Genomic DNA, 20,441 nt, shown 5'->3' with positions numbered 1-20,441 from the left:
TATAAAAATATGAATAGTCCAGTAATTGAACATATTCCGCAAAGAGGACAACTATTCAGTTTTTACAAATATTAGGAGTTAAGTACTAATTCTGCGTTTTTTCAGATAAAGTAAAATACATACTAAACACAGGAATGCAAAAACTACACTGGAAAGAATCTGAAAGGAGAAATGGATATGGGTCGTGGAAAAAGCTTTAATCATAAAGAAAAAGGCCATCCTGGCAACTTTCCAAAGAACAGCATAAGTGAGGAAAAAGACCATAGTCGACAATTTGAACAAATGGAAGGCATTGTCTCACATGAAGCTTTTAAAAACCGAGTAAAAGAAGATGAAATGCCTTAAGAAATCAAAAAGGATCAAAACAAACATGTCTTGATCCTTTTTCATTATCCTAGAACCTTTGCAATTCGTTCGATTGCCCAATCTAACTCGTCCTTCGTTACAATTAAAGGTGGAGCAAATCGGATGACCGTATCATGCGTTTCTTTACAAAGCAGACCTTCTTGCTTCAATGCCTCGCAATAAGGCCGAGCCGCTTCTGTTAGTTCAACTCCGATAAATAAACCGCGACCTCGCACCTCTCTAATTTTTGGATTTTTTATCTCTTTTAATCGGTCTAGAAAATAGTCGCCAAGTTCAAGTGAACGTTGAGCTAGGTTTTCCTCTACTAATACATTCATTGAAGCAATGGACACCGCGCAAGCCATTGGATTTCCACCGAATGTAGATCCGTGTGAACCCGGATTAAACACACCTAACACTTCCTTGTTTGCTACTACACAGGATATCGGGAACACACCACCACCTAATGCTTTCCCTAAAATATACATATCAGGTTCTACTCCATCCCATTCACACGCAAACATTTTACCGGAACGGCAAAGTCCAGCTTGAATCTCGTCCGCAATAAAAAGAACCTGATTTTGTTTACAGACTTCATACGCTTCCTTGAGAAAACCTTCTCGTGGAATCATAATTCCAGCCTCTCCTTGAATCGGCTCAATCAGAAATGCCGCAGTATGTTCAGTGATGGCATTCTTGAGCGCCTCAATGTCACCATATGGAACCAGTTTAATTCCCGGTAGCATCGGACCAAATCCACGCTTATACTCTTCCTCTGATGATAAGGATACCGCCGTCATCGTACGACCATGAAAGTTTCCAATACAAGCGATAATTTCAGCTTGATTTTCTTGCACACCTTTTACATCATATGCCCATCTGCGAGCTGCCTTAATAGCTGTTTCAACAGCTTCTGCTCCCGTATTCATCGGAAGCGCCATTTCTTTATTGGTTAATTTACAAATTAATTCATACCAAGGACCGAGCTGGTCATTATGAAAAGCACGGGATGTTAATGTTACCCTGTCCGCTTGATCCTTTAAGGCTTGAATAATTTTTGGGTGGCGGTGTCCTTGGTTAACTGCTGAATAGGCACTTAACATATCCATGTATTTGTTACCTTCAGGATCTTCCACCCATACACCCTCTGCTTTTGAAATCACGATTGGTAGTGGGTGATAGTTGTTTGCGCCAAATTTTTCTGTTTGTTCAATGATTGCTTTTGAATCCACTTTTGTTTGAGTCATCTATTAATCCTCCATTTTTTCAATAGTCCATAAGAATTGCTTCCTGCCATATATCTTATGCAAAAATCATGCCAAACTTTTTGACGAATTAGCCATGTCAGCCTTAAAACTGCATGTTGCTGGGGTTTCACATGACCAAAAACAGTATCTGACTTGATAGAGAATTTAAGATATTTTCTTTTAAAATGTGCAATGCGCAAAATTTATTTGCGTTAGCCTCGTTTTTACGCAAAAAATCTTTTCCTTTCTATGTAAAAACGCAAAAATTATATGCGCTTTCATTTATTTCTTTTATAATATAAGAAAAGGTGGCGATAACATGAAACAAGTTGAGCTATTAAAAAGACAGGCAACTGAACAATTAGTACATGAAGTTGATGTTGGCATCCATGTTGTAGATATAGAGGGAACAACCATCATCTACAATCAAAAAATGGCGCAAATTGAAGGAATGAACCAACATGATGTTTTGGATAAGAAACTTGTTGATGTATTTTCGTTTGATAAAAATGAGGACAGCACATTGCTCCAAGTACTTAAACATGGTGAGCCTATAAAAAATGCAAAACAGACGTATTATAATCATCACGGTCAGGAGATTACCACAATTAACAACACCATCCCGATTATGGATGACCGAAAGCGAATTGGGGCGATGGAAATTGCTCGGGATGTGACAAAACTAGAGAAACTCCTTCGTGAAAATATGAATCGACGAAGTGATACACATTATACATTTGATAGCATCATAGGAAGTAGTGCTGCTCTTACAGAGGTCATTGAAGCTAGCAAGCGTGCAACTCGGACAAGCTCTTCTGTTCTCATCATTGGTGATACTGGAACTGGGAAAGAGCTTTTTGCCCAAAGTATTCACAATGGAAGCAACAGGTCTTCTGCTCCCTTCATCTCTCAAAACTGCGCTGCTTTACCTGACAGTTTAATCGAAGGCATCCTATTTGGCACAAAAAAAGGAGCATTCACTGGTGCAATTGATCGCCCTGGCTTATTTGAACAAGCAAATGGTGGCACCTTGCTTTTAGATGAAATCAACTCATTGAATCCAGCCCTACAAGCAAAGCTTTTGCGTGTTATTCAAGAAAAAACGGTCCGACGAGTTGGTGATACGAAAGATAAAAAAGTCGACATCCGAATCCTCGCAACGATGAACGAGGATCCCATTGATGCCATCTCAGAAGGACGACTGCGCAAGGACTTGTATTACAGACTAAGTGTTGTAACCCTTTTTATCCCGCCACTACGAAACCGGAAGGAAGACATTCGTGAGCTTGCGTACACCTTTGTAGAAAAATATAATCATCTATTTGGATTGAATGTGACGAAGATTGAGGATCGGGTATTACAGGTTTTTATGCAATACGACTGGCCGGGAAATGTTCGGGAACTAGAACATATCATTGAAGGAGCACTGAATGTTATCACCTTTGAGGATACCATTTCCTATAATCACCTCCCCCTGCATTTTCGAAAAAAGACACATTCCAAACCGGAACTGGCCAAAACAGCAAACCCAAATATCACAGAAATAACAGACATTCAACCGTTAGACAAATACATGGAAGAAATTGAAACCCTATACTTAAAACAAGCCCTACAACAATACAACCATAACATCACCAAAACTGCCAAAGCATTGGGGATGAGCCGCCAAAACCTTCAATACCGCCTAAAAAAATTGGGGATCCAGAGGGACGGTTCTTCTGGTCCCATGTAGCTGATTTTCTACAAACACCATCAAATTCTCGCATCTATATACAATTATTGCTCGGGAAATGAGTAGAAAATGGTCGAACGAAGGAATGATTGCTAAATAAAGGGGAAATCATAATAGATTTGTAATGTACTATTTAAATGATTAATATGATATATGATTAGATAAAGGTTGGTGATCGTTGATGAAACAATATATCTGGTATGCAAGCTACGGATCTAATATAAACAGAGACCGGTTCCTTTGTTACATAAAAGGCGGTAGACCTAAGGGCTCTACCGAAACTGAGGTTGGCTGTAAGGACCCTTCTTCTCCGATCGATGAAGGTATGTTTACCATTCCTTACCCGTTGTATTTTGCGAAGGAAGCTGGGAGATGGGATTCAAAGGGTGTTGCTTTTATTGATGGAACCCCAAATGATGAAGCTGTAACCTATAGTAAAAAGTATTTGATTACGTCAGATCAGTTTCTCGATGTTCTGCAACAAGAGAACAGTGGGCTTCAGTTTGATATTGATTTACAGAAGGTGAAGGAATCCGGGTCGACGGTTTTCCGCAAGAAAGCTTGGTATGGAAGAATCCTATATCTCGGGGATGACAGTGGCTATCCAATTTTTACGTTTACTGCCCCTTGGAATGCAGATGAAGTCCCATTTAATAAACCTTCTATGGAATATTTGGAGACCATTATTACAGGCCTAAAAGAGTACAAATCAAACGAGGATATCATACGTTATCTTGAGCAAAAACCGGGTATTAAGGGAAATTATACTACCGAAGAACTTACAAAGTTAGTTTAGAAAAAAGGATGCGAATAGGCATCCTTTTTGTGTTTATGACCAATCAAATAAAGAGTACCCATTCTTCATGGATACTCTTGTTACCTATTTTAAAGATTTTTCAATTGCTTGTTCAAAAACGGTAATAATGTCCTCGGAATGCTCGATTCCAACAGAGATTCGCACAAGTTCATTTGTAATTCCCAATGCTTCCTGTGCTTCTGGCGGTAATGCTCGGTGCGATGTTTTAAGAGGATGTGTTACAGTCGTCTCTACACCAGCTAAAGTTGGAACAAGCTTAACCCATCCGATTGACCTGAAGAACTGACTTACATCTACTGTTTTCGCAAGTTCTATAGATACCATTGCTCCAAAACCAGTTGCTTCCTCCTCAAATGGATAATACACACGCGCAATATTTGGATTGTTACGTAAGGCATCCGCAAGCTTACGAGCATTTGAAGATTGTACTTGCATGCGAACTGCTAATGTTTTTAAGCCACGAGTCGTTAGCCATGCTTCGAACGGGCTTACATTTGCACCAAGATTCGTCACTTTCGCACGCGCTTTTTCTACCAAATCTTCTCGTCCTACAACCACTCCAGCAGTTATATCACTATGTCCCCCAATATATTTAGTCGCACTATGTACGACAAGCTCAACTCCAAGCTCATACGGGTTGCAATGGAATGGTGTGGCGAATGTATTGTCTACTACTGTTATTAAATCGTTGCGTTTTGCAAGTTCCACAACTGCTGGTAGGTTTTCTACTCGTAAAAGTGGATTTGTGATTGATTCAGTGTATAGCATTTTAGTATTAGGCTGGATTGCTTTTTCGACTTGTTCTAGGTCTCCAAAAGAAACAAAAGTGGTTTCAACTCCAAACTGTTTTAACTCTTCATGTAAGAGGTGAAAACTTCCACCATACACATCGTCCGCAGCAACAATATGGTCTCCACTCTTCACAACAGTAAGGATGCCTGCTAGTATTGCAGATAATCCTGAAGATGTGGCAATCCCCGTTGGTGCACCTTCCACGGCTGCTACCATCTGGCCTAACTCATCAGGATTCGGATTTCCAGTACGTGAATATAAATAATTTCCTTCACCTTGGTAATACCCTTCTAAATCCTCAAGGTTATCAAAGGTAAAAGCGGATGTTTGATAAATCGGTGTAACCTTACTTCGAATTGGCAGATTGCCTTTTTTCACACTATGTATTAATTTTGTCTCAAATCGTTTTGTCAACATTTCCACCCTCTTTTTTGTCTATATTGCTATTATTCTGAACCTTAATTTTGGAGATGTCAAATGTAATCTTTTGAATGAAAAAAGGTGCAATCAACGAAAAAGAAGCCACACAATCAGCTTCTTTTAACTATTCTTATATATTGATTGGTCAGTGAAATTATTATAAACCAGATAGATTAAAATACAAATTGCTGTTGTAATAAATCCCCAGCCCAGAGTTATTTGGTCGATTACGAGGTAATTATTACATAATTGATTATTTATATTGATATATAATACACCCATACCTAAATACTTTACGGTGAAAAAGATAAACACAATGTTTTTAGCACGATCAGATAACTTCTTCCAGCTATCACGTAACGGTACACCCGCTAACAGAGATAGACTTAAAAACTTCCACACTTCCATGCTTGTAAGGTTTAATGTCTCGTCCATCGTCTTTGGTATTGTCCAATACACCATGATTACAATGAATAACAGAATTCCTGGTATTCCATCTTGATTCCATTTTTCAAAAAAACTAGGGAACTTTTGTTGAAATAGCTTTGCCATAAAAAATCCCGCAATTACGATTGATGGCATCTGCATATGCATATGGATAATCATGATAGACTCCAAGAGATTAGCAACCGGGGGAAGAGCTAATACGAATAATAGTCCTAGTCCGATCAAAAATTGTTTCATAGCTTATTCCCCCTTTTCTGTTTCTAAGATGCTAATGACTTTGGCAGCTGCTGCATCGATTTCCCGATAATCCATGACATCAATCAAAGAACCGCTCCCATCGACTAAATAAAAAGCTGAGTTATGTGTAAAATTTCCTCTTCCATCTGGGATGACAATGACACCAAATGCATCAAGAAGGGTTTGTAATTCGTTTTCGTCTGAAATCCTTGCCATTCTCCATGTTTCTCCGTCTGATCCAAAATAGGTTCGATACTTACTCAAGGTTGCTGGGTCATCTCTAGTTGGATCAAAGCTTATGCTTAAAAACACGATCTCTTTTCCAAGGTATTCTTGCGGGATTTGCTCATAAACCTGTGCCATATTCAATTCCAATTGTGGACAAACCGTCGTACAGGATGTATATAAAAATGTGATAAAGACAAATTTATCTTGAAACTCAGAAATAGGATATGTTCGTCCCTCGCTATCTTCAAATGTTACATCTGGAAATGTGGGTTTTTCCTCTATTAACTGATTAACTCTTGCTGTTTCTGCAGTAAATGCCTGAAATCCATCGGTTCCCGTATAGAATAGTACACATCCAAATAATAATATGAAAATACAAGCGAATGTCTTCCGATTTTTTTTGATCACGAAGATCACATCCTATTTCTTTTTTTCCTTTAATTGTAGAAAGAGATAGCCGTTGTTTTCGCTATCTCTTTCTATTTTGGTGTTACCTCAGGTTTACCAGGTCTTAAATGGTGGTGATCCTGGAGGTGCGTTTACAATCATGTCGGTTAATGGTAATACATATGCCATTGCGATGACTAAGATCATTAGTACTACCCATAATCCCCAACGCTCTGTCCAAAGTGGAGTTTTTGATGCATTTTCTTCTACTTCGGCGATTGGGAATTCTGTTACCCCTTTAGGTGCAAAGAACATCATGTTAAATGCTGCATATACTTGAATGATTACTGCAACTAATAATAATGTTGCCCCGATACCAACAACCATCATAAATGGCTCCCAGCCCGCAGCTTGCGCACTGCCAAAGTAGTCTGAGAAAGATGTTCTACGTGGTGAACCGAGTAGTCCAACTGTATGCATTGATCCTGACATTAAAATCATACCAATTGTCCAAATGATGGTTTGAACAACACCTAATTTATTCATTCCTTTTGTCATTACACGACCTGAAATATGTGGGATTAACCAGTAACTAAGTCCAAAGAAAGTCATTACAACTGACATACCTAGTGTTAAGTGGAAGTGTCCTACGACCCACATTGTGTTGTGAACGACTTGGTCAAGCTGGTTTGTACTTTGAACAATACCACCAGCTCCTGCTGGGATAAAGGCAGCCATTGCGATAAATGGTGAAAGGAAACGAACATCTCCCCATGGTAGCTTTTTAAACCAACCGAGTGCACCTTTTCCACCTTTTGCTCTTCCAGTACGTTCAAATACTGCAAACATTGCCCATGCTGTCATTAATGATGGGAAACCAATTGCTAAACTCATAAATACATGAAGGAATTTAACTGCTGGCAGAATTCCTGGGTCAATGATTTGATGGTGGAATCCACCCGTAATGTTCATGATAACTAATGCGATAACAACTACACGAGTGAGTGTGTCACTCCAACGTTTTCCGCCAATGATTTTCGGTACGATTACATACCATGCTGATACGGCTGTTAAGTACCAGATGTTAACTGCTGTATGTCCGAAAGCCCAGAACAATGTCCGAGATACCATTACGTTAATTGTGTCTACCCATCCAAGTGTCCATGGTAGAATCAAGAATAATACTTCAACTGCGACAAATGCTGTTGCCCCTACTAATAGAATAAATACACCTGTTGCAAAGAATGAAAGAATTGGTAGATGTTGACCTCTATGATTCTTTCTCCAATTTGCTACTTGCATAAATGCTCCGGCTGCTAAGATCCATATACCTATTACCACTAGAGCCAACCCAATATAGAATACAGGGTGTGCAGCCATTGGTGGATAAAATGTATACATAACAGACGCTTTATTCATTAAGACTGGTATAACTACTAGAACGATACCAACGATCTTCGTCCAGAAACCAACCCATGCCATTTTTCTCACCTTAGGTAGTAATCCACCTAATTCATGTGATAGACCAGCGTAGAAATAACCGATTGTAAAGAATGCAGACATTACCACTACTAATAATAAACCGTGTGCTGTTAGTACTTGATAATAGTTAAGCCAGCTTGGCAATTCTAGAAGACCTGCACGGTTTAAACCTTGTACTAATCCTAAAAGTCCACCTAATAATAATGCGATAAATGCTACTGATAAATACGATTTTGAGATTTTTGCGTCCTGTGGATTTACACCTAAAACCTTGTTTGCCTTTTCTTTAAAGGTTAAATCTGAGTTATTTAATATAGTTGCCAATGGTCTCCCCTCCTTTATTTCACTGTGATTGTAGTAGCCATTAATTGGTGACCTGCACCACAATACTCGTTACATAGAACTAAATACTCACCAGGCTCATCAAACGTTTGCGTGATTTTCTGAATTTGTCCTGGCATTACCATTGCATTTAAGTTTGTACCTGCGACTTCGAATCCGTGTACAACATCTTTAGATGTCATTGTAAAGTGAACCTTTGAACCTGCTGGTACTTCAATGTTTCCTGGATTAAAGGCGAATACTTCTAATGTCATCACTACTTCATATTCGTTTTCACCAATTTGATATACACCTGGTTTGTCAAATGGTGCTGTTTCGTCAACTTTCTGAGGATCGATTGTTTCCATATGACTTGGCGGTCCCATTTCTAATGCAAAGGTTTGATAGCCAGTGACAAGCATGAATGCCATGATCATACCGAAACTGATTGTAAGCCATATTTTTTCATCAAGATGCATTTTCATTTTTACCCCTCCTAGAATCTAGACATGAATAGGCCGAATAGTACTATATACGTAAAAAGAATGACTGCTCCAACAACACCGACTGAAATCCAAGTTCCAACTAAACGACCTTGGTATACCCCGTCTGCCTTTTTGTTTTGGTTAACTTTTGAAGCTCCCATCCAACTCAACCTCCTTATGTTCTTCTTACTTACATCATAATTAGGAACCATTCTCAATGTTGTGAACTGAATCACACGTAAAGTGTAATTTTTAATACACCCATAAAAAAAAGGACGGAAAAATAGGCTTTTTTCCGTCCTTTAAAACACTCTACAAAATCAACAATCCCGCTCCATTGCTGACTTTCAGATACCTTCCCCTCACCTAGTTATTCATTCAAAATCAAAAATGACAAATTGGTGAACATACAGATTTTTACATAAAAATAGACAACTTTCCTTTGATGGAAGCTGCCTATCCTAGTTGATAAACCATAAATCTCTCGTATGTGTTTTTCTCAAATAACTCAGGAATGATAATTTCTTTCTTTATCTGAAATGGAGTATTATTCTCCAAAAAATAGGTGTAATCGGTAGATCCATAATAAAGAATAATCTCTATTTCACGCGGATCCTTCTCATAGGAACGCAGAATATTGGCTATCGTATGCTTAAAAACCTGAATGGAGAAAGGATTAAAAAAGTAAAATCGATTATCGAGTGGATGAATTTCATAATCTTGTGCAGCACAATGATGAATTTCAATTTCCTCTTTGCGGATACCTCGCCTTTTGGCATAACGGTCTCGGTTTTGAACGGCATCTTGATATAAGCTTTTGTCAATCTCCACTCCGACAACAGTTGCCGCAAATAGATGATGAATATAAAAAAGCAACCGTCCCTTTCCGCAACCAAAATCAACAACCCGATCCGAATCTTTTAAGTGATACTGTTCAAACAAAGCAGCTAGTCCTTCATACGGTGTCGGCTCATAGCGATAATAATGTACAGATGAACTAAATCCCTTTTGTCCCCCACTTGTTTTCACATGTAATAGTGCATCGAAATACTGATCCATGGTAGTCTCCTTACAGTGTTGTTAGCTAATTACAATTGATATCCGCTTATGGCATATGTTAGTTTTTCAGGATTGCGAATGGAAAAAATTTGTGTAATTTGATTATTTTCTAGTTCAAAGCATATCACATTTTCTGGTTTGTGGTTTCGATTGATCAATATACCGATTTGACCATTGACGTTAACTATTTCAATCTCCAGTTGAGCATCCTGTCCAAATTTCCGAACAAGCCCTAAAATAAACTGACTGACTCGTTCTTTCGTTTTGATAGGTACTATTGCAGCCTTGACCTTACCTCCACCATCTGAATAGAGGACACTGTCATTTGCGAGCAAGCTGAGCAAGTTCTCGACATTTCCGGTTGTAGCAGCTCGCAGAAAAGATTGAACCAACTGCTGCAAGTTCTCCTGATTCACATGCAAATCATTTACGTTGTCCTTATAATCTAGTTTTTTCTTTGCCCGGCTTATGATTTTTCTACAGTTTGCTTCCTCTTTTTCAAGTATAGAAGCAATATCATCATATTCATATCCAAATGCTTCTCTCAACACAAATACCGCTCGTTCAACTGGACTGAGTTGTTCCATTAATGATAGAAGCGCATATGAAAGATTGTCTTGCACTATAACGGCATGCATCGGATCAGATTCATGGATGATGAGTGGTTCAGGAAGCCAAGGTCCTATATATACCTCTCTTTGCTTTCGGGCTGATTTTAAATAATCAATGGAGCGATTGGTCACCATTTTACAAAGATAAGCTTTAGTATTTTCGATTTTGTCATAATTAGTCCTCTCAAAATCTAGTAATACATCGTGGATAATATCTTCAGACTCTGTAATCGTACCTGTCATTCGATAGGCAATCGAAAACAAGAGAGGCTTATGTTCCTGATAAAACTGTTCATCCAACATTTTGGCAAACCACCTTTTATCGTGTGTTTTCAAGGATTAATTGAGCAGCTTTCCTAGCACTTTGAAACGAAGCATCTACAAGCATTCCATCTCCTACCCAGTCCCCTGCAATATAAAATCCAGGTATCTGGTCAACTTTTGGTGATGGCCTTTTGCTTTGAGCTAAAACTAGCCCATTCGAAACGATCATTCTAGGAAGATATCGTTTATAAACAACATACTCCTTCCAGCCAGGCTGGACTTTTTCGATAAAATCCTCTAGTTCTCTTTCTGTATCTTCAGTCGCGATTGTATATTTCATAACATGAACAACATGGTAATCTCGTTCACTTAATTTTGCTATTCTGGAATGATTTGAAAAATAAAACGGATCCTCTAAGCTCAACGCAAAGTCAATGTTGGGGTTAGGCAACCTTGATAAAACTAGGTCTATACAGGATACATATACTGGATGGCATTCTTTTATTTCTGGAGCTCTTTCATGTTCTGAAAACATTTTAGCTATTTCATGAGGCGTTGAAGTTGATAGTACATGGTGGGCAGTAATCATTTCGTCGTTTGTATGCACTGTGAATTGTGGAAATGAGCCATTCACCTTTTTAACTTGTTTGCTCGTTTGAAAATGGACTCCTGCCTCGGTTGCCCTTTTTTCCAAAGCATTTATCATACTTTGCCAGCCGTAATGCAGGTAAATGGCATTTCCCAATTGTAGCTGTTTTAGGGCTGCACCTGCACTTATCCGTTCTGGTTCATTCGAATACGTAGCCAAACGGGAAAGCATTAAAATGAGTTGCCTGGCCACTTCATTCTTCATCTTATGCTGCAACCACTGATGTAATGGTATATTTTTAATTCTATTTGTATCTATTGTCTTATATTTAATGAAAAAAGAAAACAGCTCTTTCTTGGCTTTCCAACTTAATAATGGGCTTGTTAAGAGACTAATAGCTGTTGCTGGAAGATCATAAATTTTGTCATTATGAAGGATCTTTCCTTTCGTTGGAACGATGCCTCCATCTATTTCAATGCCCAGTTCATTTAAGATTTCTATTGATTTCCCATTCGTATACAATGCATGTGGACCAAGGTTTAAATAGGAATCCATTTTATTCGTTGTTCGCCCTCTCCCACCAAGTGTTTTTGATTTTTCTAAGACTAGCACTGACTTTCCGGCCTGCGCCAAGTAGATGGAGGCTGTCAGCCCAGCGATTCCACCACCAATGATGACACAATCCCATGTTTGTTCTTCAATTTGCATAATACACACTCCCACTGCTCGATTTATATTCAAGACGATTAATGGTCAGATTTTGTGACATCTAAATTTGATTTTCGAGTGTATTAGTTTTGGGAAGGCAGAACTTGTCCGGTGTTTATTCACTTGGTTTGTTTTACTTTAGGTACCAGGAAGGAACATTAGGGTCAATTGGAGGTAGGCATTTTCCGTTTATATAGGAGATTGGAGGCATTCTAGGACACCTTGAGGGTTCGCATTTTCCTTTTATTAGGAGAGTGATGGCACTCTAGAACATTTCGAGGGTACGTTGTTTCCTTTTATTAGGAGAATGATAGCACTCTAGAACACTTCGAGGGTACGTTGTTTCCTTTTATTAGGAGAGTGATGGCACTCTAGAACATTTCGAGGGTACGTTGTTTCCTTTTATTAGGAGAGTGATGGCACTCCAGAACACTTCGAGGGTACGTTATTTCCTTTTATTAGGAGAGTGATGGCACTCCAGAACACTTCGAGGGTACGTTGTTTCCTTTTATTAGGAGAGTGATGGCACTCTAGAACACTTCGAGGGTACGTTGTTTCCTTTTATTAGGAGAATGATAGCACTCTAGAACACTTCGAGGGGCTCTAGACCTTTACCGTTCTCTACGATAGCATCCCCTATCGGCTTCCAACAGCTGTTTTAAAAACAAAAAAACCCCGCCACATCCATAATGCAGCGAGGTTCACTTAATTTCATCCAAAATACTTTGGCAATGTAACAATGACCATTAATAGGAAGATAATTAAAATATAGTTCACGGAATAAAGGAAATTCCAGCGAGCCCATTTTATATCATCTTTGACTGAAAAACCTTTAATACTCAAGATGATCCATCCGATATTAAGCACTGTCGCCAAAATGACAAAAGCCATTCCCAGTTCCCCTAAAAAGAAAGGAAGTGGAAACAGGCAGATAACCCAGAATAGAAAATGTTTCTTCGTTACCACCAAACCTCGAACAACTGGGAGCATCGCAACGTTCGCAGCCTTATATTCGTCGTACTTTCTTATCGCAATGGCATACGTATGCGGCATTTGAAACACAAATAAAATCAAAAAGAGCACAATTGGAACAGTATGATTAATTGGTGCAACAGCAGCCCATCCCATTAATGGAGAAACGGCTCCTGAGACACTCCCAATCACCGTATTTATCGTAAATCTGCGTTTGGACCACATTGTGTACAATATGACATACGTGAACCAGCCCACAAACGTAAAAAAGACGGCTTCATAGGTGGTGAAAAAAAGAGAAACGAAACCTAATACTGTACAAATAATGCCTAATGCCAATACAAACTTCATTGAAAAATGGCCTGTTACAGTTGGTCGTTTTTTAGTACGGTCCATGACAGTGTCGATATCAACATCATACCAGTTGTTTATGATTAAAGCCCCTGCCATGACAAGGGTACTTCCAACCATTGTATATAGAAACAATCCTACATTTTCCTGAAATGATGCATCCGTAAAATATATGGCTAACCAAAATCCTGAAAACACAGGTAGAACATTCGCTAGTAAAACTCCTGCCTTAAAAAGAGATTTAAGATCAGCTATGAGGGATGTTTTTTGTAGATGTACTTCTGTTTTCATTATATATCCTCTTTCCTGCCTTCTATTCCTACAAATATACTATACCATTTTTTCGCCCTTAGGATAAGAAAACCATCTTTTACCTGCGTCTATAGTGAAAACGACTTGAAAAGGGGTTTTTTTCAATTCTTTATTTGAAATGCCAAAATTAAAAAACGTTTAGCCCTCATCATTTTGTTACAATTTACCAACATTATTTTTATAGATAAAATGAAACCTTCCCTCTTTAACATCGTATATAAGGTAGAAAACTGAGGAAGGTGAATGACAAGAGATTTTCATGATAGTAGGTTATAATAGTAAAAATATAAATACTAACTTATGGAGGTACACATTTAAATGAAAAAGGTTTTAGCAGCTATGGTAGCACTTACTCTAATTCTTTCGCCACTTGGAAACTTTGTCTTCCAAGACCAAACAACAAACGTTGAGGCAAAAGGCTATAAGTCAGGTAAAAGAGGATTTAATAATAATATTGGAAACACAAATAAATCCAACTTCCAGCAGCAACAAAAGAAAAAGCAAGAAAATAATGTTACAAACAAGTCCACTACTACAAATCCAAAAGGTGGGTTTATGTCTGGTGGATTAATGAGAGGTCTTATGCTTGGTGGACTTGCAGGGTTCCTATTTGGTGGTCTTCTAGGTGGAATGGGAATACTTGGTTCTTTTCTAGGATTAATGATTAACGTTATCGCGATTTATGTTCTGATTGTCATCATTCGAAAAATCTTCGTGATGATTAAAGACCGCAAGAAAAATGAGGCAGACCCATGGAGACGTTAATTCTTTCCGAACAAGAAATTATTAATGCGGTCTGTGTTTATATCGGCTTGAAAAAGCAAGTAAAGCCCGAAGAAGTCGAAGTTGAGCTTATGTATGATGATGACTATGGGTTCTCCGCTGAGGCTTATGTCAACGATCGTAAACAGGTCCTCATCATGGCAAACCTAATCGAAGCGATTCGTTTATGGCTTGGCGAATTTCTGAATCGTGACCCATATGCAGGAATCAAACTTGTACTAGACGATGAAGAAGGCATCATTGCCCATATTAACTAAGATGTAAAAAGCTCATCCATAAGGATGAGCTTTTTAATTGGCCACAACTATTCGGTTTTTTCCATTCTCTTTTGCAGCGTAAAGGGCTTGATCTGCCGCCTTCTTCAAAGCATCCACAGTTGTTCCATTATACGGATAGACACCAACGCCTGTGCTGATTGAAACGGTGATTTTTTCATCATCAACGATAAGTGGGTGTACCGAGTAATACTCTTTTAACTTATAATAAATATCCTTCACACCCAAATCGATACGGGTTTTGATAAGAATCATGAACTCATCCCCCGCATATCGATAGCCTTCCATCTTATCATTGCAAAGTGTTTTCATGCCGTCTGCAAGTATCTTTAAATATAAATCACCCGCATCATTACCAAAGCGGTCATTTACTTGCTTTAAATCGTCAGAGTCAATCATCATAACTGTAATTTCGCCATCATCATTTCGAAGTAATTGTGCTAAATCTTCATGGAAAGCACGATGGTTTTTTAAACCAGTCAATTCGTCTGTACGGGACATAGTGTAAATTTTTCCGTATAATCGGGCTGTTTCAATCGAATTGATAACCTGTGCACCGATCATTTGCAAAAGGTCCTCATGTTCCTTCCGATAGGCGAAATCCCTATAGCTTTGTGCGGAAATGACACCTTTTACTTGATCATCCATCACAACTGGTACGAATAAACAAGATCTTGTGTCTTGTTCCCCTTCTCCCATTTTCGTATCATATTCGATGTTTTGATTTCGATGCTTGAGGTGAACGATTTCTCGTGTTTTAATAACCTTCGATGTGTAATTTTCACCAAACTCCACGGTACTAGGTGGTGCAGGCTCACCGTCATCCATAATAAAAATCATTTGAATTTGCGCATCACCAGGATTATGCAAGGCAATATAAAACGAATCCGTTGGCATAACGCGCGACACCATCTCGTAGGACTTTTGAAGAAGAACGCTTTCATTTAAAGTTTTGCTGCAAATTTGGGCGAATTCATGAAGGATACGGTAATGCTTGTTCATCCAATGCATATTTTCCATTTGTTCGTTCATTTGTTGGAGTTGGGTTAAAAGGGTGCTAGTAATCTTTTGTTCCTCTTGTTCTTGACCAATCTCGTCAAAAAAGCTCCGAGTCTCTTCAGAAATCAGGTCCTTTTCGGAACCAACCTTTTCGATTAATTCACTCAATTTTCTAAGTACGTTCAGATTCTGGATGGTTTTCTTCATGCATAATCACTTCCAAAATTTTTTAAAGGATATTCAAAAATTCGGTTAAAAATGGCACTGGACATGGCGTTTTGTTGACGAGGCCCTTTCTCCCTTCCTTTTGAACATGCTAATTTATCCAAAAATCTAGTAAAATAGTAACAACAGTCTACTTAATGGTATAAAAAAAAAGACTAATCACATACCGATTAATCTTCGCTCTTACGATACGAGTTTTACTCGGCAACTGGCTGGCATGTCCAACAGGACTTAGCCCCTTTAGTTTTGCGTCTTCATCTTTCAATGAATTTGCCTTTCCTTTATACAATTATCTTTAAAGAAAGATTATTTTAAATTGTACTATAATTATATTTCTATTTTCACATTTGGTCAATGAAATTAACCTCACCTTTTTCTAGAAATGTTAATTTATTCCTACTACTAATTTACTAGATTCGTTTTTTGTCTATATCCTATCACTCAATTTATATTTTAAACTTGACTTTATGAATGTTATTGAATTTTTTGCCGATTCGTGTATAATTATGCCGGATTACACAAAAACTATTACCTTATTTTATATAGAAAGAAGGGGGTTGCTATGACCAGTATACCTATTATCCAATTTAAAAATGTGACGAAACAATATGACAATGACTCACCTGTCCTTAACAATGTCAGCTTTGAAATTGAAAGAGGAAAGTTTTATACCCTTCTTGGTCCATCCGGATGTGGAAAAACAACGATATTGCGCTTAATCGCAGGATTTATCGAACCCTCAGATGGAGAGGTTTATTTTAATGGAAAAAAGGTGAACACCACACCTGCAAATAAACGTCAGGTTAATACGGTGTTTCAGGATTACGCTTTATTTCCACATCTTAACGTATATGAGAATGTTGCCTTTGGCTTACGAATAAAAAAAATGAAGCCTGCTGAAATCGATAAAAAAGTAAAAGAAGCCTTAAGCTTCGTCAATCTTACTGGCTATGAAAATCGCGAAATTAGAGAAATGTCCGGTGGTCAAAAACAACGTGTGGCAATTGCTCGAGCGATTGTGAATGAGCCTGAGATTATTTTATTGGATGAGCCACTGTCAGCACTTGATTTAAAGCTGCGTACGGAAATGCAATATGAGCTGCGTGACCTTCAAAAACGACTTGGAATTACCTTTATCTTTGTGACACACGATCAAGAGGAAGCACTTGCTATGTCTGATGAGATATTTGTATTGAATAAAGGAAACATACAACAAAGCGGCACCCCAATCGATATATATGACGAACCTATCAATCGCTTTGTCGCTGATTTTATCGGAGAATCGAATATCGTAAAAGGAAAAATGCATCGAGACTTTTTAGTTGAATTCGTTGGTAAGACATTTGATTGTGTGGACCAAGGTTTTTCAGACAATGAGCCTGTTGAAATTGTCATCCGTCCTGAAGATTTAGAAATAACCTCTGTTGAAAAAGGAAAGCTTCAAGTTGTTGTAGATTCCCAACTTTTTAGAGGGGTTCACTACGAAATTTGCGGCTTTGATAAGGATGGAAATGAATGGCTTGTACACTCTACAAAGAAAGCTAAAGTCGGCGATGAAATCGGACTTTACTTTGATCCAGAGGCGATTCATGTTATGCGGATTGGTGAAACAGAAGAAGAGTATGATCGTCGCTTAGAGGCATATGTGGACGGGGAAAGCCATGGAAAATAAGCTGACTCGCAATATATATTTTATTCCTTACGCACTATGGATTCTAGTATTTGTTATTGCTCCGATTACACTTGTTCTCTATTATTCATTTTTTGATATAGAGGGAAATCTGTCTTTCATAAATTATAAAACATTTTTTACACCAACCTATCTAATGATGACACTCAGCTCATTTTGGTATGCCTTTTTAATAACAGCTGTCTCATTATTGGTTGCATACCCTACAGCTTATTTCATCACAAGAACGAAGCATAAACATCTTTGGTTGCTTCTCATCATTGCTCCATCTTGGATCAATCTTCTATTAAAAGCATATGCTTTTATTGGGATTTTTGGAGCCTATGGAACGGCCAACGCGATCCTTGAAGTACTAGGTATCGGCTCTAGACAGTTGCTTTTTACTGATTTCAGCTTTGTGTTTGTATCTGTCTATATTTTTATCCCATTTATGATTTTACCGATCTTTAACTCATTAAATGAGTTAAATCCAAGCCTATTGGACGCTGCTAGAGACCTTGGAGCATCAAAATGGACAACATTACGCCGTGTCATTTTCCCATTAACGATTCAGGGAGTAAAATCAGGATGCCAGGTTGTCTTTATTCCTGCACTATCCTTATTCATGCTAACCAGATTAATTGCAGGAAACAAAGTGATTACACTTGGTACTGCTATTGAACAACAGTTTCTCGTCACACAGGATTGGGGTATGGGTTCAACCATTGCTGTCTTCCTTATTATTTTCATGGTATTAATTATGGTGGCGACTGGAAACCGCAAGAAACGAGGTGCTAAAAATGAGAGATAAACTTACCATCTCTTCAAAAGTATATTTATTTATTATCTTCTTCATTTTATACGCACCGATTTTTTATTTGATCTATTACTCCTTCAATAGCGGCGGTACGATGAACAATTTTGATAGTTTTACCTTGGATTGGTATAAGGAGCTATTTGGAGATACGCGATTACTCATCATTGTGTTAAACACATTTGTGATCGCCTTGTTGTCAGCCCTCTTTTCAACGATTATCGGGGTGCTCGGGGCAATTGGGATTCACTCTGTGAGAAAAAGACAAACTCAGAATACGTTATTGTCCTTCAATAACGTTTTAATTGTAAGTCCAGATGTTATCATTGGTGCGTCTTTTCTGATTTTATTAACGATGGCTGGGATTAAATTAGGCTTTTATTCTGTACTGCTTTCACACATCGCCTTCTGTATTCCAATTGTCGTTCTCATGGTATTACCTAAATTAAAGGAAATGAGCCCAAGTTTAATTGACGCAGCAAAGGACCTTGGGGCGAGCCAGTGGCAGGTCCTCACAAAGGTCATTATCCCTTATATCACACCGGGGATTTTCGCTGGATTTTTCATGGCACTAACCTACTCGTTTGATGATTTCGCAGTTACCTTTTTCGTGACAGGCAATGGTTTCTCAACGCTTTCCGTTGAAATCTACTCCCTCGCACGCCGCGGAATCTCATTGAATATTAATGCATTGTCAACTCTATTATTTATCTTTACAATGCTGCTTGTTGTCGGCTATTACTTTATCGCACAACGTGGTAATACACGTGGATTGGGGGTTCGAAAATGACCAAACTCATCCGTGCTTTCTTAGCAATCGTGCTTGTCTCAGCAGGTCTTCTTTATCTGATCCATTATTTAAATTCGTCACAAGGCCTGGCAAGTGGGAATACCTTGACGATTTATAACTGGGGAGATTATATTGACGAAGAATTAATTGACCGCTTTGAAGAGGAGACTGGAATCAAGGTCATTTACGAAACCTTTGACTCCAATGAAGCGATGATGACAAAAATTGAACAAGGTGGGACGACGTATGATATTGCCGTTCCATCTGAATATATGATTGATAAAATGCGCCAAGAGGACCTGCTTATCCCTCTTGATCATTCGAAGCTTCCAAATTTAAAAAACATTGATGAGCGTTTCATGGATCTTCCTTTTGATCCAGGCAATAAATACTCTGTTCCCTACTTTTGGGGAACCGTTGGTATCGTGTTTAATCCAACAATGCTTGACGGAAAAGAGTTTACAAGCTGGAATGACCTTTGGGACCCTTCCTTAAAGAACGAAATTATCTTGGTGGACGGTGCCAGAGAAATCATGGGAATGGGGCTTAATTCCCTTGGTTATTCACTCAATGATACAAATCGTGACCACTTGATAGAAGCGAAAGAAAAACTCGTCAAACTTACACCAAATGTCAAAGCCATTGTTGGTGATGAAGGAAAAGTCCTCATCCAAAATGAAGAAGCGGCTATTGGGATTGTATGGTCTGGTGATGCTGCTGATATTATGTGGGAAAATGAAGATATCGACTATGTCGTGCCAAGCGAAGGCTCGAACCTATGGTTTGATAATATGGTGATTCCGAAAACCGCGAAAAATATTGAAGGTGCTCACCAATTTATTAACTTTATGTTGGATGCGGAAGTCGCAGCGCAAAACACAGAATATGTGAGCTACTCCACTCCAAACAAAGAGGCGCTTCAGTATATGCCTGAAGATATGGTGACCGATGAGCGATTCTATCCATCCCCTGAACTTACAGAGAGGCTCGAGGTTTATGAAAACCTAGGCAAAAAGAATCTGGCCATCTACAATCAGCTTTTCTTAGAATTCAAAATGGCGCAGAACTAAATAAATACAT

At 38.5% G+C, this 20,441-nt stretch carries 21 protein-coding genes and 1 riboswitch; of the genes, 9 read left to right on the top strand and 12 right to left on the bottom strand.

The features are described 5' to 3' along the window. The first annotated feature begins 177 nt into the window (after positions 1-177). Positions 178-345 (top strand): hypothetical protein, encoded by a 168-nt coding sequence (locus tag E1I69_RS24710; RefSeq protein WP_165439160.1) that lies wholly within the window; start codon positions 178-180, stop codon positions 343-345. A 44-nt stretch (positions 346-389) separates the two neighbouring features. Here E1I69_RS24710 and E1I69_RS11925 read toward each other — a convergent pair whose 3' ends face one another. Then, the gene (locus tag E1I69_RS11925) at positions 390-1,592 is read right to left on the bottom strand and encodes an ornithine--oxo-acid transaminase (protein ID WP_136379841.1); all 1,203 of its coding nucleotides are present in this window, start codon (positions 1,590-1,592) and stop codon (positions 390-392) included. Between the two features lie 319 nt (positions 1,593-1,911). Here E1I69_RS11925 and E1I69_RS11920 point away from each other — a divergent pair, with 319 nt between their 5' ends. Both E1I69_RS11920 and E1I69_RS11915 read left to right on the top strand, forming a co-directional pair. Continuing rightward, positions 1,912-3,324 (top strand): sigma-54 interaction domain-containing protein, encoded by a 1,413-nt coding sequence (locus E1I69_RS11920; protein ID WP_136379840.1) that lies wholly within the window; start codon positions 1,912-1,914, stop codon positions 3,322-3,324. Positions 3,325-3,505: 181 nt separating this feature from the next. Further along, positions 3,506-4,120, top strand: a complete 615-nt coding sequence (locus E1I69_RS11915; RefSeq protein WP_136379839.1) for a hypothetical protein — start codon at positions 3,506-3,508, stop codon at positions 4,118-4,120. 84 nt (positions 4,121-4,204) lie between these two features. Here the strand turns inward: E1I69_RS11915 and E1I69_RS11910 are convergent, their stop codons facing one another. From E1I69_RS11910 to cyoE, 10 genes are all read right to left on the bottom strand, one after another. Then, positions 4,205-5,350 (bottom strand): trans-sulfuration enzyme family protein, encoded by a 1,146-nt coding sequence (locus E1I69_RS11910; protein WP_136379838.1) that lies wholly within the window; start codon positions 5,348-5,350, stop codon positions 4,205-4,207. A gap of 123 nt (positions 5,351-5,473) precedes the next feature. After that, entirely contained in the window at positions 5,474-6,037 is a 564-nt protein-coding gene (locus tag E1I69_RS11905) for a hypothetical protein (RefSeq protein WP_136379837.1), read from the bottom strand. Between the two features lie 3 nt (positions 6,038-6,040). Further along, a complete protein-coding gene (locus E1I69_RS11900) occupies positions 6,041-6,673 on the bottom strand; it encodes an SCO family protein (protein ID WP_136379836.1) in 633 nt (210 codons plus the stop codon). 93 nt (positions 6,674-6,766) lie between these two features. Continuing rightward, a complete protein-coding gene (locus E1I69_RS11895; protein WP_136379835.1) occupies positions 6,767-8,458 on the bottom strand; it encodes a cbb3-type cytochrome c oxidase subunit I in 1,692 nt (563 codons plus the stop codon). A gap of 14 nt (positions 8,459-8,472) precedes the next feature. Then, on the bottom strand, positions 8,473-8,940 hold the full coding sequence (locus tag E1I69_RS11890) for a cytochrome c oxidase subunit II (RefSeq protein ID WP_136379834.1): 468 nt from the start codon (positions 8,938-8,940) through the stop codon (positions 8,473-8,475). An 11-nt stretch (positions 8,941-8,951) separates the two neighbouring features. Beyond that, positions 8,952-9,101, bottom strand: a complete 150-nt coding sequence (locus E1I69_RS11885; protein WP_136379833.1) for a cytochrome c oxidase subunit 2A — start codon at positions 9,099-9,101, stop codon at positions 8,952-8,954. A gap of 295 nt (positions 9,102-9,396) precedes the next feature. Then, on the bottom strand, positions 9,397-9,999 hold the full coding sequence (locus E1I69_RS11880; RefSeq protein ID WP_136379832.1) for an SAM-dependent methyltransferase: 603 nt from the start codon (positions 9,997-9,999) through the stop codon (positions 9,397-9,399). A gap of 29 nt (positions 10,000-10,028) precedes the next feature. Beyond that, positions 10,029-10,913 (bottom strand): RNA polymerase sigma-70 factor, encoded by an 885-nt coding sequence (locus tag E1I69_RS11875; protein ID WP_136379831.1) that lies wholly within the window; start codon positions 10,911-10,913, stop codon positions 10,029-10,031. A gap of 16 nt (positions 10,914-10,929) precedes the next feature. After that, a complete protein-coding gene (locus E1I69_RS11870; RefSeq protein WP_136379830.1) occupies positions 10,930-12,171 on the bottom strand; it encodes a phytoene desaturase family protein in 1,242 nt (413 codons plus the stop codon). Positions 12,172-12,882: 711 nt separating this feature from the next. Beyond that, complete coding sequence (cyoE, locus tag E1I69_RS11865) at positions 12,883-13,785, bottom strand: heme o synthase (RefSeq protein WP_136379829.1); 903 nt, start codon at positions 13,783-13,785, stop codon at positions 12,883-12,885. Between the two features lie 339 nt (positions 13,786-14,124). On the opposite strand from cyoE, the gene E1I69_RS11860 reads away from it, so the two are divergent. Both E1I69_RS11860 and E1I69_RS11855 read left to right on the top strand, forming a co-directional pair. Then, positions 14,125-14,571: a hypothetical protein gene (locus tag E1I69_RS11860; RefSeq protein ID WP_136379828.1), complete on the top strand. Its 447-nt coding sequence runs from the start codon at positions 14,125-14,127 to the stop codon at positions 14,569-14,571. Next, positions 14,559-14,846 carry a YxcD family protein gene (locus tag E1I69_RS11855; protein ID WP_136379827.1) on the top strand — a complete coding sequence of 96 codons (288 nt, stop codon included), beginning with the start codon at positions 14,559-14,561 and terminating at the stop codon, positions 14,844-14,846. Before E1I69_RS11860 ends, E1I69_RS11855 begins: the two co-directional genes overlap by 13 nt. 33 nt (positions 14,847-14,879) lie before the next feature. On the opposite strand, the gene E1I69_RS11850 is transcribed toward E1I69_RS11855, so the two are convergent. Then, a complete protein-coding gene (locus tag E1I69_RS11850) occupies positions 14,880-16,070 on the bottom strand; it encodes a sensor domain-containing diguanylate cyclase (protein WP_136379826.1) in 1,191 nt (396 codons plus the stop codon). A gap of 218 nt (positions 16,071-16,288) precedes the next feature. Further along, positions 16,289-16,373: riboswitch (cyclic di-GMP riboswitch) on the bottom strand. A gap of 277 nt (positions 16,374-16,650) precedes the next feature. On the opposite strand from E1I69_RS11850, the gene E1I69_RS11845 reads away from it, so the two are divergent. Genes E1I69_RS11845 through E1I69_RS11830 form a run of 4 tightly spaced genes read left to right on the top strand, consistent with a single transcriptional unit; the run spans position 16,651 to position 20,431 of the window. Next, positions 16,651-17,760 (top strand): ABC transporter ATP-binding protein, encoded by a 1,110-nt coding sequence (locus E1I69_RS11845; RefSeq protein ID WP_136379825.1) that lies wholly within the window; start codon positions 16,651-16,653, stop codon positions 17,758-17,760. Continuing rightward, the gene (locus E1I69_RS11840; protein ID WP_136379824.1) at positions 17,750-18,568 is read left to right on the top strand and encodes an ABC transporter permease; all 819 of its coding nucleotides are present in this window, start codon (positions 17,750-17,752) and stop codon (positions 18,566-18,568) included. The genes E1I69_RS11845 and E1I69_RS11840 overlap by 11 nt, the downstream gene beginning before the upstream one ends. Then, positions 18,558-19,361, top strand: a complete 804-nt coding sequence (locus tag E1I69_RS11835) for an ABC transporter permease (protein ID WP_136379823.1) — start codon at positions 18,558-18,560, stop codon at positions 19,359-19,361. The genes E1I69_RS11840 and E1I69_RS11835 overlap by 11 nt, the downstream gene beginning before the upstream one ends. Then, on the top strand, positions 19,358-20,431 hold the full coding sequence (locus E1I69_RS11830) for an ABC transporter substrate-binding protein (protein ID WP_136379822.1): 1,074 nt from the start codon (positions 19,358-19,360) through the stop codon (positions 20,429-20,431). Before E1I69_RS11835 ends, E1I69_RS11830 begins: the two co-directional genes overlap by 4 nt. Positions 20,432-20,441 lie beyond the last annotated feature (10 nt).

This window comes from Bacillus timonensis (genome assembly GCF_004799755.1).
GTDB lineage: Bacteria > Bacillota > Bacilli > Bacillales > Bacillaceae_L > Ferdinandcohnia > Ferdinandcohnia timonensis_A.
The sequence above is the reverse complement of the archived record's forward strand: the minus strand, read 5'-3'. Positions and strand labels throughout refer to the sequence as shown.

Bases quoted from the DNA above. Each gene is read 5' to 3' on its own strand.
- E1I69_RS24710 (WP_165439160.1), top strand. From the start codon at position 178: ATGGGTCGTGGAAAAAGCTTTAATCATAAAGAAAAAGGCCATCCTGGC.
- E1I69_RS11925 (WP_136379841.1), bottom strand. From the start codon at position 1,592: ATGACTCAAACAAAAGTGGATTCAAAAGCAATCATTGAACAAACAGAA.
- E1I69_RS11920 (WP_136379840.1), top strand. From the start codon at position 1,912: ATGAAACAAGTTGAGCTATTAAAAAGACAGGCAACTGAACAATTAGTA.
- E1I69_RS11915 (WP_136379839.1), top strand. From the start codon at position 3,506: ATGAAACAATATATCTGGTATGCAAGCTACGGATCTAATATAAACAGA.
- E1I69_RS11910 (WP_136379838.1), bottom strand. From the start codon at position 5,350: ATGTTGACAAAACGATTTGAGACAAAATTAATACATAGTGTGAAAAAA.
- E1I69_RS11905 (WP_136379837.1), bottom strand. From the start codon at position 6,037: ATGAAACAATTTTTGATCGGACTAGGACTATTATTCGTATTAGCTCTT.
- E1I69_RS11890 (WP_136379834.1), bottom strand. From the start codon at position 8,940: ATGAAAATGCATCTTGATGAAAAAATATGGCTTACAATCAGTTTCGGT.
- E1I69_RS11885 (WP_136379833.1), bottom strand. From the start codon at position 9,101: ATGGGAGCTTCAAAAGTTAACCAAAACAAAAAGGCAGACGGGGTATAC.
- E1I69_RS11880 (WP_136379832.1), bottom strand. From the start codon at position 9,999: ATGGATCAGTATTTCGATGCACTATTACATGTGAAAACAAGTGGGGGA.
- E1I69_RS11875 (WP_136379831.1), bottom strand. From the start codon at position 10,913: ATGTTGGATGAACAGTTTTATCAGGAACATAAGCCTCTCTTGTTTTCG.
- E1I69_RS11870 (WP_136379830.1), bottom strand. From the start codon at position 12,171: ATGCAAATTGAAGAACAAACATGGGATTGTGTCATCATTGGTGGTGGA.
- cyoE (WP_136379829.1), bottom strand. From the start codon at position 13,785: ATGAAAACAGAAGTACATCTACAAAAAACATCCCTCATAGCTGATCTT.
- E1I69_RS11860 (WP_136379828.1), top strand. From the start codon at position 14,125: ATGAAAAAGGTTTTAGCAGCTATGGTAGCACTTACTCTAATTCTTTCG.
- E1I69_RS11855 (WP_136379827.1), top strand. From the start codon at position 14,559: ATGGAGACGTTAATTCTTTCCGAACAAGAAATTATTAATGCGGTCTGT.
- E1I69_RS11850 (WP_136379826.1), bottom strand. From the start codon at position 16,070: ATGAAGAAAACCATCCAGAATCTGAACGTACTTAGAAAATTGAGTGAA.
- E1I69_RS11845 (WP_136379825.1), top strand. From the start codon at position 16,651: ATGACCAGTATACCTATTATCCAATTTAAAAATGTGACGAAACAATAT.
- E1I69_RS11840 (WP_136379824.1), top strand. From the start codon at position 17,750: ATGGAAAATAAGCTGACTCGCAATATATATTTTATTCCTTACGCACTA.
- E1I69_RS11835 (WP_136379823.1), top strand. From the start codon at position 18,558: ATGAGAGATAAACTTACCATCTCTTCAAAAGTATATTTATTTATTATC.
- E1I69_RS11830 (WP_136379822.1), top strand. From the start codon at position 19,358: ATGACCAAACTCATCCGTGCTTTCTTAGCAATCGTGCTTGTCTCAGCA.